Here is a 13,239-nt window from a genome sequence, read left to right as displayed (position 1 = left end):
CGGCTTCGCGGGCCGTGCCGCCTATATTGCAAGGTCGATGCCAGTTTTTGGATGCGCTAATACCCTGATTTACTTGGGAAAATTCTGAGGGTGTGAGAGGGGGAATCTGGGTTTCTGGAAACGATGGATTGGGTTATCCGGGGAACGGGAAAATATCGAGCTTTCGGCAACTATTAAGGTTCGCTTAAAAGTTGGCACATGGCATCCATAAAAAAACCCACGGCAAACCGTGGGTTTTCTCCTTCAGCGCACGGCACAAACCGCTTAGACGACACCCGCCCCATGCGCCTGCTCATCCGCGTGATAGCTTGACCGCACCATCGCGCCGACCGCTGCATGCGTGAAGCCCATCTTGTACGCTTCTTCCTCGTACATCTTGAACGTATCCGGATGCACGTAAGCCCGCACCGGCAGATGATGCTCCGAAGGCTGCAAATACTGCCCCACCGTCAACATATCGACATCGTGCGCACGCAAATCGCGCATCACCTGAAGGATTTCTTCCTCGGTTTCGCCGAGCCCGACCATCAAGCCCGATTTCGTCGCGACTTCCGGATGCAGCGCCTTGAAGTCCTTCAGCAACTTCAGCGAATGGTGATAATCCGATCCCGGACGCGCTTCCTTATACAAACGCGGCACCGTTTCCAGATTGTGGTTCATCACATCCGGCGGGGCGGCGGTCAGGATGTTGATCGCGCGGTCCAGCCGGCCACGGAAGTCCGGCGTCAAAATTTCGATGCGCGTTTCCGGCGAATGCTCACGGACCTGCCGGATGCACTCGACGAAGTGCGCCGCGCCGCCATCGCGCAGATCGTCGCGATCCACGGAGGTAATCACCACATACTTGAGCTTCAGCGCGCCAATGGTGCGCGCGAGATTGAGCGGTTCGTCCGGGTCCAGCGGATCAGGACGGCCGTGGCCCACGTCGCAGAACGGGCAGCGGCGCGTGCACTTGTCGCCCATGATCATGAACGTCGCGGTGCCCTTGCCGAAGCATTCGCCGATGTTCGGGCAACTCGCTTCCTCGCACACGGTATGCAGGTTGTGTTCGCGCAGAATCTTCTTGATCTCGTTGAAGCGCGAATTGCCGGTGGCCGTGCGTACGCGAATCCACTCCGGCTTTTTCAGCTTCTCGATCGGAATCACCTTGATCGGAATGCGCGAGGTCTTGGCCTGCGCCTTCTGCTTGGCAGTGGCGTCATACGCCTGCGGCATGGTTGAAGAAGATTCGCCTGCCAGATTTGCGGTTGCGTCAGTCATTCGTCGATCCGGTTGATGCAGCGGGACGGCTCGTGTCGGTTGGCACCGGGCCATCGTGCGGTTGAGCGGCTACCTGAGCGGCCGTGGCGGAAACGCCGCCGATTTGATGCGCCAGCCGTTCGGCCAGCGTGAAGGCCACGTCGCGCCAGTCGGCGGTGACGCCGAGCGTCGCCATGTCGACCGTTTCGAGTCCCGCGTAGCCGCACGGGTTGATCGCGAGAAACGGTGCGAGGTCCATCGACACGTTCAGGCTGACGCCGTGATAGCTGCAGCCATTGCGAATCTTGAGCCCGAGCGCCGCGATCTTTGCGCCCTTGTGTAGTTCGTGCAGCGAAGCGTCGCCACCCTGCGCGGCCGTCTGCGAGACGTAGATGCCCGGCGCGCCAGCCTTGCGATCCGTCGCCAGATTATACGCGGCGAGTGTTTCGATCACGGCCTCCTCGATGCGCCGCACCAGCTCGCGCACCATCAGCTTGCGGCGGCGCAGGTCGATCAAAAGATAGGCAACGATCTGCCCCGGCCCGTGATACGTGATCTGTCCGCCGCGATCCACCTTGACGAGCGGAATGCCGCTGTCGGCGAGCAACAGATGCGCCGGATTGCCCGCGAGACCGAGCGTAAACACCGGCGGATGCTCGACGAGCCAGATTTCGTCCTGCGTGTGAATATGGGAAGTGCGCGCGTCGGTGAAGGCGCGCATCGCGTCGAAGCTTTGTTCGTAGGCTTCGAGCCCGCGCCAGCGCAGCGCGATGGGGAAATCGCCCGCGCGCAGTTCGCCGTCCGCGTGGGAGGCGAGCGGAAAGTCGAGAGGAATTTCTAGCGATGTGGCGGACATGGTGACGATAGTTTACCGAAATCGTCCCCAGCCCGCCGATGGTGAATTCGCATGCACGCGATGACAAAACGGCATAGTTGTGTCAAACGGTGCGCCAGCCCGCGCGCAGACGCTGCGAAATCCGTTCGATGACACCGCTCGCCCAGTGCGCCGCCCGCTGGTCCGGCCTCGGCACGATGGTGAACACGACCCGCGCCGCGCGCTCGCCTTCGACGGATAGCCAGAGCCGTTCGCGCTCGCGCAGCTTGAGCCGGTCGCCGGGCGCGAGCCAGTAGTCCTCGATGTCGTTGCTGCGCGTGGCCCACACCGGCGCGCCATGTACCACAAGCCGCGTGCTGCGCGAAATGCGCATCGGGATGGTCTCGCCGGGCTTGATCTCGAAGGTGACGCTTGTTGAAATTTCTCGCATGATCCACTCCGCCAAAGGAACGTTTCGATGACTACAATCCTATGCGTGGCAAGGCATCCGGCAAAACGATGAATTTTCACCCCTATGTGAGCCAGTTTGACAACGACGACCTCAGCGAGCATCCACATGGACCTTCGCCAGCTTCCCGCACTGAACGCGTTGCGCGCCTTCGAAGCCGCCGCGCGACACGAAAGCTTCTCGCGCGCCGCCGATGAACTGTTCGTCACGCACGGCGCGGTCAGTCATCAGATTCGCGGGTTGGAAGCCGAACTCGGCGTGACGCTGTTTGCGCGCGATGGCAAGCGCGTGCGGCTCACCGATCGTGGTCGTCAGTACGCGACCGAAGTGCGCGCGGCGCTGGTGGCGTTGGCGGAATCGACGCGGCGCATCCGCTCGGGCGATCGCGACCGGCGGCTGATCGTGTCGATGCTGTCGTCGTTTTCAGCGCGCTGGCTGACATCGCGCGTGGGGCGGTTCATCGAGAAATATCCGCAGTTCGACCTCGAACTGCTGTCCACGAATGCGCTGACGGACTTCAATCGCGATGACGTGGATGTGGCGATCCGCTTCGGCTACGGCAAATACGCCGGTCTGCATACGGAAGCGTTGCTGGACGAGATTTTCTTTCCGGCGTGCGCGCCGGGGTTCAACGGCGGCAATCTGCCGCGCGAACCGCGCGATCTGGCGCATATGCCGCTGCTGAGATCGGATGAAGAATTATGGCGTCCGTGGTTCGACGCGGCGGGACTCGCCGACATGCCCGAACCCAAACGCGGCGTGCTGTATGAGGATTCGTCGAATCTGCTGCAAGCGGCGATGGACGGACAAGGCATCGCGCTGGTGCGCCGCTCGCTGTCGATGCCGGAGATCATCGCGGGGCGGCTCGTGCGTTTGTTCAACATCGACGGCCCGAGCCCTTGGACTTACTACTTCGTGTGTCCTCCCGCGCTGCTGGAAACCGAGCGCGTGAAGGCGTTCCACGAGTGGATTTTCAGCGAAGCCGAGCAATTCAGGCTGCTCTACGAACGCACGCCCGCCGTCTGCGATACGCCCGCGCCAGCGGGAAAGCTCAAAGCACTACCTTGACCATCGGATGGCCGGTGAGTGCGCGGTAAATATCGTCGAGATGCGCGCGATTCTGCGCCTTCACCGTGCACGTCAGCCCGGTGTAATTGCCGCCCGACGAAGGCCGCGTTTCCACGCGCGAGGCATCGAATTCGGGATCGAACTCGCTCAGCACCTTGACGATGGCGTCCTGAAACTCGGGATTCGACTTCCCCATGACCTTGATGGGAAAGTCGCACGGAAAATTGAACAGCTCGTCGGCGCTGTGCGCGGCGGCGTCGGTGGGATCGGTGCTTTGGGGTTTGGATTCGTCGGACATGGTGTTCTCCTTTACTTCACGCGGTTCGACCATTCGTCGCGGGCTGATGCTTCTCGTGGATGGCGAATTCCTGCGCCTTCGCCCGCTGATAGGCGCCATACAGCGCAGCATAGACCGGTCCGGGCCGGCCGTCGCCAACCGGCTTGCCATCGAGCGAGGTCAGCGGCATGACTTCCTTGGTGGCGGAACTCATCATGAGTTCGTCGGCGTCGCGCAGTTCGGCTTCGGTGATGTCGCGTTCCTCGAACCGAATGCCCGCCTCGCGCGCGAGTTCCTCGATCAGACCGTAGCGAATGCCTTCGAGAATGCGCGGCCCGCGCGGTGCGCCCAGCAGCGTGCCGTTCTTCACCATCCAAATATTCGACGACGATCCTTCGGTCAGCAAACCGTCGCGCACCTGAATGGTTTCGAGCGCGTCGTGTTCGGCGGCGTGCTGCGCCATCAGCACATTGCCGAGCAGCGAGATGGACTTGATATCGCAATGCAGCCAGCGCTTGTCTTCCGCCGTCACGGCGATGCCGCCACGTGCGCGCGCCTCATCGCTCGGCATCGTGAGTTGGCTGAGCATGACGAACACCGTCGGCGTGATGCCCGCCGGAAACGCGTGCCCGCGACGCTTCGCCACGCCGCGCGTGACCTGAATATAGACGAGCGCATCGCCTGCGCCCGCGTTGGCTTCGATCGCGCGCGCGATCAGGGCGCGCCAGCCGGCGTCATCGAACGGATTGGCGATCTGAATCTTGCCGAGGCTGCGGTTCAGCCGCGCGAGATGCTGCGTGAGCCTGAACGGCAGACGCGCGCCGTTGTCCTGCGCGTAGAGCGGCACGACTTCATACACGCCATCGCCGAAGATGAACCCGCGATCGAGCACGGGAATGCGCGCTTCGGAAAGCGGCCCCCACTCGCCGTTCAGATAGACCGTGGGATCGAATTCTTGATTCAAACTCTGGCTCATCGAAACCGCTCTCCGAAAACTCAACGCAAAAACTTACTTCTTCTTCTGCCACATCAGCAGCGCGGAATCCCACAGACGGCCGAACAGGCCCGCTTCCGGCACGTCCTGCAACGCGACGAGCGGGAACTGCGCGACATCCTTGCCATCCGCCACCATCTTGACGGTGCCGATCTGCTGGCCCTTCTTGAGCGGCGCGATCAACAAATCGTTATGCGTGACGACCGGCTTGATCTTGTCGCCCACGCCCTTCGGCACGGTGATGTACTGATCGCTCAGCACGCCCGCCTGCACGTTGTCCGTCGCGCCCTTGTACACGCGCGGCGATTCGATCACCTGATTCGCCTTGAACAGGCGGCGCGCGTCATACGCGCTGTAGCCGTAGTTCAGCATCTTCAGGCTGTCCTGCACGCGGTTGTGCTCTTTCGGCTCGCCCATCATCACGGCGACGAGACGGCGCTTGGCGTCCGGCGTGCCTTCGAGCGGGCGTTGGGCGGTAGCGATCAGGCAATAACCCGCTGCTTTCGTGTGGCCGGTCTTGAGGCCATCGACGGTCGGATCGAGCCACAACAAGCGGTTGCGGTTCGGCTGCTTGATCTTGTTGTACGTGAATTCCTTCTCCGAGAAGATGCTGTAGTACTCGGGGAAATCGCGGATCAAACGCGTGGACAGCACGGCGAGATCGCCCGCCGTGGTGTAGTGATTCGGGTCGGGCATGCCGTTGACGTCGGCGTACATCGTGTTCTTCATGCCGATGCGCTTGGCCGTGGCGTTCATCATCGTGACGAAGCCGGATTCGCTGCCGCCGACGAGTTCCGCCAGCGCAATCGCCGCATCGTTGCCCGACTGCACGATCATGCCGTACACGAGGTCGTGCACCGTCACCGGCTTGTTCGCCTCGATGAACATGCGCGACTCGTCCGTCTTCACGCGGCGCACGTCCTCGCTCGGCATCACCGTTTGATCCATGTTGATCTTCTTCGACTTGAGCGCATCGAAGACGATATAGGCCGTCATCAGCTTGGTGAGCGACGCGGGCTCGACGCGTTCGTCCTGATTGCCCGATGCCAGCACCTGATTGCTGGTGGCATCCACGAGCACCCACGAATGCGCGGTGACATCGGGTGGCGCGACCTGCGCGAACGCGCTCGCGGCGACGAGCACGGCCGGCAGCACGAGCGAAGCCTTGAGGACACGGCGAAGATGGGCGGAAGTTGAGACGGAGGACACTGACAAGCCGGAAGGGACAAAGCGCATAGGATCGATCGGCGGATAAAAGCAGGCTACGTCGAAGGCGATGAAGAATCGGTGGATCGGCGAAGCACGTTGCACGGGTTGAGGCACGATGTTGCGGCGACGAAGCGCTGTTTCGACCAACGCGGAGGTCATCGGTTCGATGAAGCTCGATAACGACAGACGTTCAGCCGAAGCAAAAAAATTCTGCGCCATTATACGCGCGGGCCGCACGCGAAATCCGTTGAATCTGGCTGAATGGAACGCGCTTTTACGTTTTCGGCTGCGTGCCCGGCGTGTATTTCCCGCTCGCGATTCGACGCGAGAAACGATCGATCAGCGCGCGAAACCCGCTGGAAGCGATGCGTAAGTCAACGCCACGCATCGACGATCACGCGCTTCAGAATATGCAGTTTGCGATGGAAGAAATGCTCGCCGCCCGGAATCACGACGATGGGCAATTCCTGCGGACGCGCCCAGTCGTACACGGAGGAAATGGGCACGGTGTCGTCCACTTCGCCGTGGATCACGAGCGTGTTCTCCGGCACCGGCGCGACCTCCCAGCGGCTCGCCGCCGTGCCGACGAACACCATGCGCTCGATCTCCTTGCCCGCTTCGACCATGCGCCTGGCGACATGCGAGAGCACGAAGGTGCCGAACGAAAAGCCCGCGAGCACGAGCGGCACATCGGCTTGTCCCGGCTGCGCGCGCATGTGATCGATCAGCGCGAGCAGATCGTCCTGTTCCGCGATGCCATTGTCATGCTCGCCCGCCGTTTCGCCCACGCCGCGAAAGTTCGAGCGATACGTCGTGTAGCCGAGTTGCACGAACGTGCGCGCGAGCGTCTGCGCGACCTTGTTGTCCATCGTCCCGCCGAACAGCGGATGCGGATGCGCGACAAGCGCGATGCCGCGCGGGCCACTCGCGGCTTCGGCCTGATCCAGCGCGCATTCGATCTTGCCCGCCGGTCCGTCGATGAGAAACTTTTCGGTCTGTGCGTTCATGCGGGTTTCATGCCGATTGATCGATCAAAAGACGCTCAACGATCTTGCCGCCCGCCAGATGCGACTCCACGATCTCGTCGATATCGGTTTCATCGACATACGTGTACCAGACGCCTTCGGGATACACGACCAGCGCCGGTCCCAGTTCGCAGCGATCCAGACAACCCGCCTTGTTGATGCGAACCTTGCCCTCGCCCGCGAGCCCGAGTTGCTTCACGCGCTTCTTCGCGTGCTCCTGCATGGCCTGCGCGTTGCAGTTGGCGCAGCTCGGACGCGGGGCGTCGGCATCGCGCTGATTCAGGCAGAAGAACACGTGATACTTGTAGAAAGAATCCATGGCATCGTGGGATGAGAGTGTCGGTCGATTATAGCGAGCGATGTTTGTGCCTGCCGTCGCGGCCATCCTCATGGGCCTTGCGCGCGCGCCGCCACGCGAGCAGCGCGTGTTCCGCCGCCGACGCGAGCCAGCCGAGCGCCGCATACGGCCACACCCACGCAAGCCAGTGCAGCAGCCCGTTGAAATGCACGAAGCGTCCTTGCCGCCAGTCCGCCAGCACGATATCGAAGTACGGATTCACCGGCAGCAAATTCGTCAGCACGAGCGCGACGATGAGCGCCGCGCCCGCCAGCGTCGCCCGCCACGCGCGCGGCAGCGACACCGACAGCACGCCCGCCAGCGCCCCGATGCCGATGCCTTCGAGCGCGCCATCCGTCGCCCAGTCGAAGGTCAGTCCGGCGCGCGATTGCAGGAACGACGCGGCGGCCTTCGCGAACAGCGTGAGCAGGATCAGCGCCGCCATGATGCGGATGCGCGGCGCGCGATGCCGCGTGAGCAGCGTCGCCAACACGAGCGCGGCGAACAGGTTGGTCGAGGTGATGATGGCTTCCCACGCGTCGTCGGGCAGCCAAGCGCCGAGCCGGTCGGACCAGCTTTCGAAATCCCACGCGGCGGGCAGCCAGGCGAGCACGGCGTCCTGCATCGCCGGGTCGAGGCCGTCCCACAGCACGCGCGGGAGATTGCCGAAGCCGAACAGATACGGCGCGGGGAACAGCGTCGCGAACGGCCACAGCGCCGACAGGCCAATCACGTAGGCCGCGTCGCGCTCGTACCAGACGAAGCGCATGCGCCTGACCACGCCCCGGTCGAGCAGCGCGCTCGTCGCGGGCGCGGTGAGCATGCCGCCCGCGAGCGCGCCGAACGCGTTCGCAGCGAGATCGAGATTGGACGCGACGCGCGTGGGCAGATACGTTTGGATCGATTCCATCGAGCCGGACAGCAGCGCGCCGCCGACGAGCGCCGCGCATACCGCGACCGACCCGCGCCAGCGCGGATACAACGCCAGCACGATCAACGCGCCCAGCGGCATATAGCCGATCACGTTGGTCACGACATCGAAAACGGTCAGGTATTGCGGCAGCGGATCGGTAATCCACGCGAACGGGCCGATGCCGAGCGAGCGCCAGCCCGAAAACGGATAGAGCGAGCCATACAGCACGAGCACCGCGTACGCGGCCAGCGCCTGCCGGGAAAACGCCGACGGACGGCGCTGCCATTGCTTGATCGTCATGCGCCGCCCGGATGCTTCATCGTGCGGCGGTCAGCGGTTGCGCGGCAAGCCAGCCGGTGAGTTGCGAGATCACATCGTCGGCGGCGATGGCGAGCGCCCGCGCGCCGCCCGATGCATCCGCCGATGGCGCGGGCGCGCGCGCCGTGAAACTGCGCTGGCCGATCACGCGCCCGTGCTGCGTGAGCGTCGCGCGCACGGCGACGAGGCCGTGGCTTTGCTCGGGTGCATCGAAGTCCTGTTCGAAGTTCATCAGTTCCACTTCGAGCAAGGGCACGGTGTTGACCGGATCGCCGCCGGAGAGCACGGGGCCGCGCGCCGACAGCGCTTCGCGCAGCCGTTGCGTAAGGAGTTGCGCGGGCGGCATCGTCCAATGGCTTGTCGAATAGACGGCGATGCGCTGCGTATCCACGTAACTCAGGCGATAGCCGAAGTCGTCCGTTTCGAGATTGCGCGGCGCGCTCATGGCGAGCACCTTCACGGGCGGCGTCGGCGCGCCGCCCGCAGGCGATGCGTTCGCGGCGGGCGGCGCGCCGAGGTCATAGCGCGTGTTCTGCACGGCGGGCGAGGACGCGCATCCCGCGAACGTCATCATGCACACGAGTGTGAGGGCGACGATTTTCATTTCGTTGCGTGGCATCTTCGTATTCTCGTCAATGCTGCGGGCTGGACGGCCACGCGAAACCCGGCTCGCCCGGACCCGGCGTTTGCTTCGGCGCGCCGAACAACACGCTGCGCGGATTCGTGCTGAACGCATCGGCGGCGCGGTCGATGGAGCGCGCGGCGCTGCCGACGTCATCGCCCAGCGAATAGAAGCGCGGCAAGGCCTCGAAGCCGACGCGCGCCGTCACCATCCGCAGCGATTCGTTCATGTCCGCAAGCGACGCGCTGGCATCTTCCGCCGCTTTTCCCGCCTTGTTCAGATTGCCGACGAACGGGCCGTCAGGACGATTGAGGTTCTGCACGAGTTGGTTGGTGGAAGCCAGCGTCGTGTTGAGTTGCCTGAGCGTTTGCGGCAATTGCGCGGTCGCGGGCTGCACCTGATTCGTCAGTGCCGTGATGCCGTCCGCCGCGTTTTTCAGGCTCTTGGTCGTGTCGAGAAGCTGGTTGCGCACGTCATCGGAAAGGAACTTGTCGGCGCTGTCGGAAAGGCGCTCGAACTTGCGCAGGATCACTTCGCCACGTTCCTGAAGCTGCTCGAAAAGACCCGCGCGCATCGGCACTTCGGCGACATGCTGCGGCGACGATGCCAGCGCCGCCGTATCCTTGCCGGTATCGTCCAGTTGCACGAACGCGATACCCGTCACGCCCTGAAAGCCGAGCGTCGCGTAGGTGGAGTGCGTCATCGGCGCGTTCTGATCGACGAGAATGCGAATGCGGATTTGCCCCGGATGCGCCTTGTCGAAGCGGATCGACTCCACCTTGCCGACGCCCAGTCCGCGATAGCGCACCGAAGCATCCGTGAACAAACCGGTCACGTTGGTGCGCGCGATCAGGTCATAGGGCACGCGCACCGTGCGATCCACGTTGAAGAAGAACACGGCGAACGCGACGGCCAGCACCAGAACGATCGTGAACAGCCCGGTCCAGAACGCGTGTGATTTGTTTTCCATCGGCAGCTTCCTTTTCTCCTCGTTGTCCGCGCGCGACCGGCGACGCTGCTACTTGTTGACGGCGATCGGCGCGTCCTCCAGCGCGGCGGCGGGCAGCTTCGCGCGGCGCTCGGGCGGAAGGGCCTGCAAGGCGCGGCGTCCGCGCCGTCCGAGAAAATATTCGCGGATGAACGGATGATCCACCGCGCACGCCTCTTCCACCGGAGCCGCGACCAGCACGCGATGATCCGCCAGCACCGCGACACGCGTGGACAAAGCGACCATGGTGTCGAGATCGTGCGTCACCATCACGACCGTGAGACCCAGCGCGCGATGCAACGTTGCGATGAGATCGACGAACTCGTCCGATGCCTTCGGGTCGAGACCGGCGGTGGGTTCATCGAGAAACAGCAGTTCCGGTTCGAGCGCGATGGCCCGCGCAATGCCCACGCGCTTGACCATGCCGCCCGACAGCGCGGACGGCATCTTGCTCGCGTGCTTGCACGACAGGCCGACCATCTCCAGCTTGAGCATGACGAACTCGCGGATCAAGTCCTCGGGAATCTTGCCGAGTTCGCGAAATGGCTGCGCGATGTTGTCATACACCGACAGCGACGAAAACAGCGCGCCTTGCTGAAACATCATGCCGGAGCGCGTGCGCATCATGCGGGCGGTTTCGTCGTCCATGCGCGCCCATTCCTCGCCGAGCACGCGAATGCTGCCCGAAGTGGGCGATTCCAGCCCGAGCATCTGCCGCACGAGCGTGGTCTTGCCCGAACCCGAGCCGCCGAGCAGCGCGACGATCTCGCCGCGCCGCACATCCATGTTCAGATGCTCGTGGATGACCGTGCGGCCATAGCGCTTGGTGAGATCGCGCACTTCGATCACCGGCTCCGCGATGACCGGCGGCGGCTGATGACGAACGGCAGTGGCGAGCGTCGTCGACATGATCTATCTGAGGCCCACGTTCTGGAACAGGATGGCGAACACCGCGTCCGCCAGTATGACGATGGTGATCGACGACACCACGGAAGTCGTCGTGCCTTCGCCCAGACTCTGCGAATTCGCCTTGATGCGAAAGCCGAAGTGACAGGCGGCCAGCGCAATCAGCATGCCGAACACCACGCCTTTGCCCAGCCCGATCCACAGATTGGCGATCGGCACCACGCCCGGCAGCGAGCGAATGAAGAACGACATATCGATGGAAAGCACCAGCTTGGCCGCGAGCGCCCCGCCCAATAGCGCGATGATGTTGGTCCACATGACGAGCAGCGGCATGGCGACGCCCAGCGCGATCACGCGCGGCAACACGAGCCGCAAGCCATGCGGGATGCCCATGACCTGCATGGCGTCGAGTTCTTCGGTCACGCGCATCACGCCGATCTGGGCGGTGATGGCGGAACCGGAACGGCCAGCGACGAGAATCGCGGACAGCACCGGCCCGAGTTCGCGGATGACCGACAGCCCCAGAATATTCACGATGTACTGATTCGCGCCGAACGTGCGCAACTGCTGCGCCGACAAATAACTCAGCACGATGCCGATCAGAAACGCGACCAGCGCGGTGATCGCCAACGCCTGCGCGCCGGCGCTGTAGATATTCGCGGAGATTTCCGTCCACGGGATGCGCTGCGGACGGCGGATCAGCCCGAACAGATCGAGCATGAAGGCGCCGAACATCGACAGGCCGCCATAGAGATGGTCGAAGAACGTGAAGATGAGCTGACCGAGGCGCGTGACGGGATCGACGCGATCGATGGCTTCGGGTTCTTCGCGCTCGGCATCGAGCAGCGCGACGCGTTCGAAGATTTCGCGCTGGGTGTCGTTCAGCTCGACGGTGGCGGGCATGCGCCGGCCCCAGACGCGCCAGAGCGCCTGACCGCCGACATGATCGAGGCGCTCGACCGCGAGCAAGTCCCACTGGCTGATCGCCTCCCGGCCAATGGCGCGCAGCCGCCGCGTGACGCCGGTCTTGTTGCGGTCACGCGCAAGCGCGAACGCGGTCCACTGGCCTGAAAGCCGGACCACCTTGCCTTGCTGACCTGCTTCCACTCTCAGGCGGGGCGGCGTGTCGAAGTCCAAGGACGGAGGCGCGTTGGGCGCGGTTGAAGGGGAAGGGACATTTTAGCGGGGAATGGGGGGCGGGCGGGCAGCGTGCGATTTATCGCGATCAAGATAGGAATTTTCGCCTTGATCTGCACTTGATGCGTCGCGCTATGATGAATCGATCGACTCAACTCCCTTTTGGAACATGGACCTGCGCCTCGACCCCATCATCTCCGAATTCGACACGCTCGAAGAAGCAGAGCACTACGACGCGTGGTTTCGCGCCGAAGTAGAAGCCTCTCTCGCCGACAAAACGCCCGCTGTTCCGCACGATCAATTCATGGCGGAAATGGCCACACTGGCCGAGGAAAAACGGAAGGCGCGCAATGCTCGTTGAATGGAGCAGGCGTGCACGAAAGCAGGTGCGGGAAATCTATGAATACATCGAAGAACGCGATCCTCAGGCGGCTGACAAACTGCTTGGACTGATTAGCGAAGCTACCCTTGCGTTGAGCGACAGCCCTTATCTTTTTCGGCGCGGCCGCGTGGCGGACACGCGCGAGATGATCGTCCATCCGAATTACATCGTCGTGTACCGGGTGACGGACCGAGTTACCGTGCTCGGCGTGATGCATGCGCGCCGGCGGTATCCGATTATTGGAGATGACCTATGAATAACGTAAGACTTGAACGGTTGGCGCGCATGCTTGCGAACCCCGAATTCGAAGATCGTCACGACGCGCTGCGCTTCGAACATTCGACGCTGCAATCCATGCTTGACGCGCGTCGCGATGCCGGTCTGACCAGAGGGGAAGTTGCCGAGCGCATGGGAATCCGCGAAGCCACGCTCGCGCGCATGGAACGCTCAATCCTGAGTGAGAAGGGATCGCCGTCGTTCGCAGCGTTTTGTAGATACGCGGAGGCCTGCGGCAAAACCGTGCGAGTCGAAGTGCGCTAAA

At 63.1% G+C, this 13,239-nt stretch carries 18 protein-coding genes; 5 read left to right on the top strand and 13 right to left on the bottom strand.

Annotated features, from left to right (window positions below):
- Positions 1-264: 264 nt before the first annotated feature.
- From lipA to ACZCWR_RS03610, 3 genes are all read right to left on the bottom strand, one after another.
- Positions 265-1,260 carry a lipoyl synthase gene (gene lipA / locus ACZCWR_RS03620; protein ID WP_487302368.1) on the bottom strand — a complete coding sequence of 332 codons (996 nt, stop codon included), beginning with the start codon at positions 1,258-1,260 and terminating at the stop codon, positions 265-267.
- Positions 1,253-2,095: a lipoyl(octanoyl) transferase LipB gene (gene lipB / locus ACZCWR_RS03615; RefSeq protein ID WP_487302367.1), complete on the bottom strand. Its 843-nt coding sequence runs from the start codon at positions 2,093-2,095 to the stop codon at positions 1,253-1,255. The genes lipA and lipB overlap by 8 nt, the downstream gene beginning before the upstream one ends.
- Before the next feature lie 82 nt (positions 2,096-2,177).
- Positions 2,178-2,504 carry a DUF2917 domain-containing protein gene (locus ACZCWR_RS03610; RefSeq protein WP_487302366.1) on the bottom strand — a complete coding sequence of 109 codons (327 nt, stop codon included), beginning with the start codon at positions 2,502-2,504 and terminating at the stop codon, positions 2,178-2,180.
- 126 nt (positions 2,505-2,630) lie between these two features.
- On the opposite strand from ACZCWR_RS03610, the gene ACZCWR_RS03605 reads away from it, so the two are divergent.
- Positions 2,631-3,590: a transcriptional regulator GcvA gene (locus tag ACZCWR_RS03605; RefSeq protein ID WP_487302365.1), complete on the top strand. Its 960-nt coding sequence runs from the start codon at positions 2,631-2,633 to the stop codon at positions 3,588-3,590.
- On the opposite strand, the gene ACZCWR_RS03600 is transcribed toward ACZCWR_RS03605, so the two are convergent.
- Genes ACZCWR_RS03600 through ACZCWR_RS03590 form a run of 3 tightly spaced genes read right to left on the bottom strand, consistent with a single transcriptional unit; the run spans position 3,574 to position 6,097 of the window.
- A complete protein-coding gene (locus tag ACZCWR_RS03600; RefSeq protein ID WP_487302364.1) occupies positions 3,574-3,921 on the bottom strand; it encodes a DUF493 family protein in 348 nt (115 codons plus the stop codon). The two genes, ACZCWR_RS03605 and ACZCWR_RS03600, sit on opposite strands and share 17 nt — an antisense overlap.
- Complete coding sequence (locus ACZCWR_RS03595; protein ID WP_487303228.1) at positions 3,905-4,831, bottom strand: D-amino acid aminotransferase; 927 nt, start codon at positions 4,829-4,831, stop codon at positions 3,905-3,907. The genes ACZCWR_RS03600 and ACZCWR_RS03595 overlap by 17 nt, the downstream gene beginning before the upstream one ends.
- Before the next feature lie 45 nt (positions 4,832-4,876).
- Positions 4,877-6,097: a D-alanyl-D-alanine carboxypeptidase family protein gene (locus ACZCWR_RS03590; protein WP_487303227.1), complete on the bottom strand. Its 1,221-nt coding sequence runs from the start codon at positions 6,095-6,097 to the stop codon at positions 4,877-4,879.
- A 139-nt stretch (positions 6,098-6,236) separates the two neighbouring features.
- Here ACZCWR_RS03590 and ACZCWR_RS03585 point away from each other — a divergent pair, with 139 nt between their 5' ends.
- Positions 6,237-6,443: a hypothetical protein gene (locus ACZCWR_RS03585; RefSeq protein WP_487302363.1), complete on the top strand. Its 207-nt coding sequence runs from the start codon at positions 6,237-6,239 to the stop codon at positions 6,441-6,443.
- A 1-nt stretch (position 6,444) separates the two neighbouring features.
- Here ACZCWR_RS03585 and ACZCWR_RS03580 read toward each other — a convergent pair whose 3' ends face one another.
- From ACZCWR_RS03580 to ACZCWR_RS03550, 7 genes are read right to left on the bottom strand one after another with little or no spacing between them, the layout of a single operon-like run.
- On the bottom strand, positions 6,445-7,077 hold the full coding sequence (locus tag ACZCWR_RS03580) for an alpha/beta hydrolase (protein WP_487302362.1): 633 nt from the start codon (positions 7,075-7,077) through the stop codon (positions 6,445-6,447).
- 7 nt (positions 7,078-7,084) lie between these two features.
- A complete protein-coding gene (locus ACZCWR_RS03575) occupies positions 7,085-7,414 on the bottom strand; it encodes a (2Fe-2S) ferredoxin domain-containing protein (protein WP_487302361.1) in 330 nt (109 codons plus the stop codon).
- 28 nt (positions 7,415-7,442) lie between these two features.
- Positions 7,443-8,645 (bottom strand): VanZ family protein, encoded by a 1,203-nt coding sequence (locus ACZCWR_RS03570; RefSeq protein WP_487302360.1) that lies wholly within the window; start codon positions 8,643-8,645, stop codon positions 7,443-7,445.
- Between the two features lie 16 nt (positions 8,646-8,661).
- Positions 8,662-9,282, bottom strand: a complete 621-nt coding sequence (locus ACZCWR_RS03565) for an ABC-type transport auxiliary lipoprotein family protein (protein ID WP_487302359.1) — start codon at positions 9,280-9,282, stop codon at positions 8,662-8,664.
- A gap of 13 nt (positions 9,283-9,295) precedes the next feature.
- Positions 9,296-10,255, bottom strand: coding sequence for an MlaD family protein (locus tag ACZCWR_RS03560; RefSeq protein WP_487302358.1), 960 nt, complete (start codon positions 10,253-10,255; stop codon positions 9,296-9,298).
- A 48-nt stretch (positions 10,256-10,303) separates the two neighbouring features.
- Positions 10,304-11,182 carry an ABC transporter ATP-binding protein gene (locus tag ACZCWR_RS03555; RefSeq protein ID WP_487302357.1) on the bottom strand — a complete coding sequence of 293 codons (879 nt, stop codon included), beginning with the start codon at positions 11,180-11,182 and terminating at the stop codon, positions 10,304-10,306.
- Between the two features lie 3 nt (positions 11,183-11,185).
- Positions 11,186-12,316 carry an MlaE family ABC transporter permease gene (locus ACZCWR_RS03550; protein ID WP_487302356.1) on the bottom strand — a complete coding sequence of 377 codons (1,131 nt, stop codon included), beginning with the start codon at positions 12,314-12,316 and terminating at the stop codon, positions 11,186-11,188.
- A gap of 169 nt (positions 12,317-12,485) precedes the next feature.
- On the opposite strand from ACZCWR_RS03550, the gene relB reads away from it, so the two are divergent.
- Genes relB through ACZCWR_RS03535 form a run of 3 tightly spaced genes read left to right on the top strand, consistent with a single transcriptional unit; the run spans position 12,486 to position 13,238 of the window.
- Positions 12,486-12,677 carry a type II toxin-antitoxin system RelB family antitoxin gene (relB, locus tag ACZCWR_RS03545; RefSeq protein ID WP_487302355.1) on the top strand — a complete coding sequence of 64 codons (192 nt, stop codon included), beginning with the start codon at positions 12,486-12,488 and terminating at the stop codon, positions 12,675-12,677.
- Positions 12,667-12,954: a type II toxin-antitoxin system RelE/ParE family toxin gene (locus ACZCWR_RS03540; protein WP_487302354.1), complete on the top strand. Its 288-nt coding sequence runs from the start codon at positions 12,667-12,669 to the stop codon at positions 12,952-12,954. Before relB ends, ACZCWR_RS03540 begins: the two co-directional genes overlap by 11 nt.
- A complete protein-coding gene (locus ACZCWR_RS03535) occupies positions 12,951-13,238 on the top strand; it encodes a helix-turn-helix domain-containing protein (RefSeq protein WP_487302353.1) in 288 nt (95 codons plus the stop codon). The genes ACZCWR_RS03540 and ACZCWR_RS03535 overlap by 4 nt, the downstream gene beginning before the upstream one ends.
- Position 13,239 lies beyond the last annotated feature (1 nt).

Source organism: Caballeronia sp. A2-2 (genome assembly GCF_057612605.2).
This window is presented reverse-complemented; position numbering and strand designations above follow the sequence as displayed.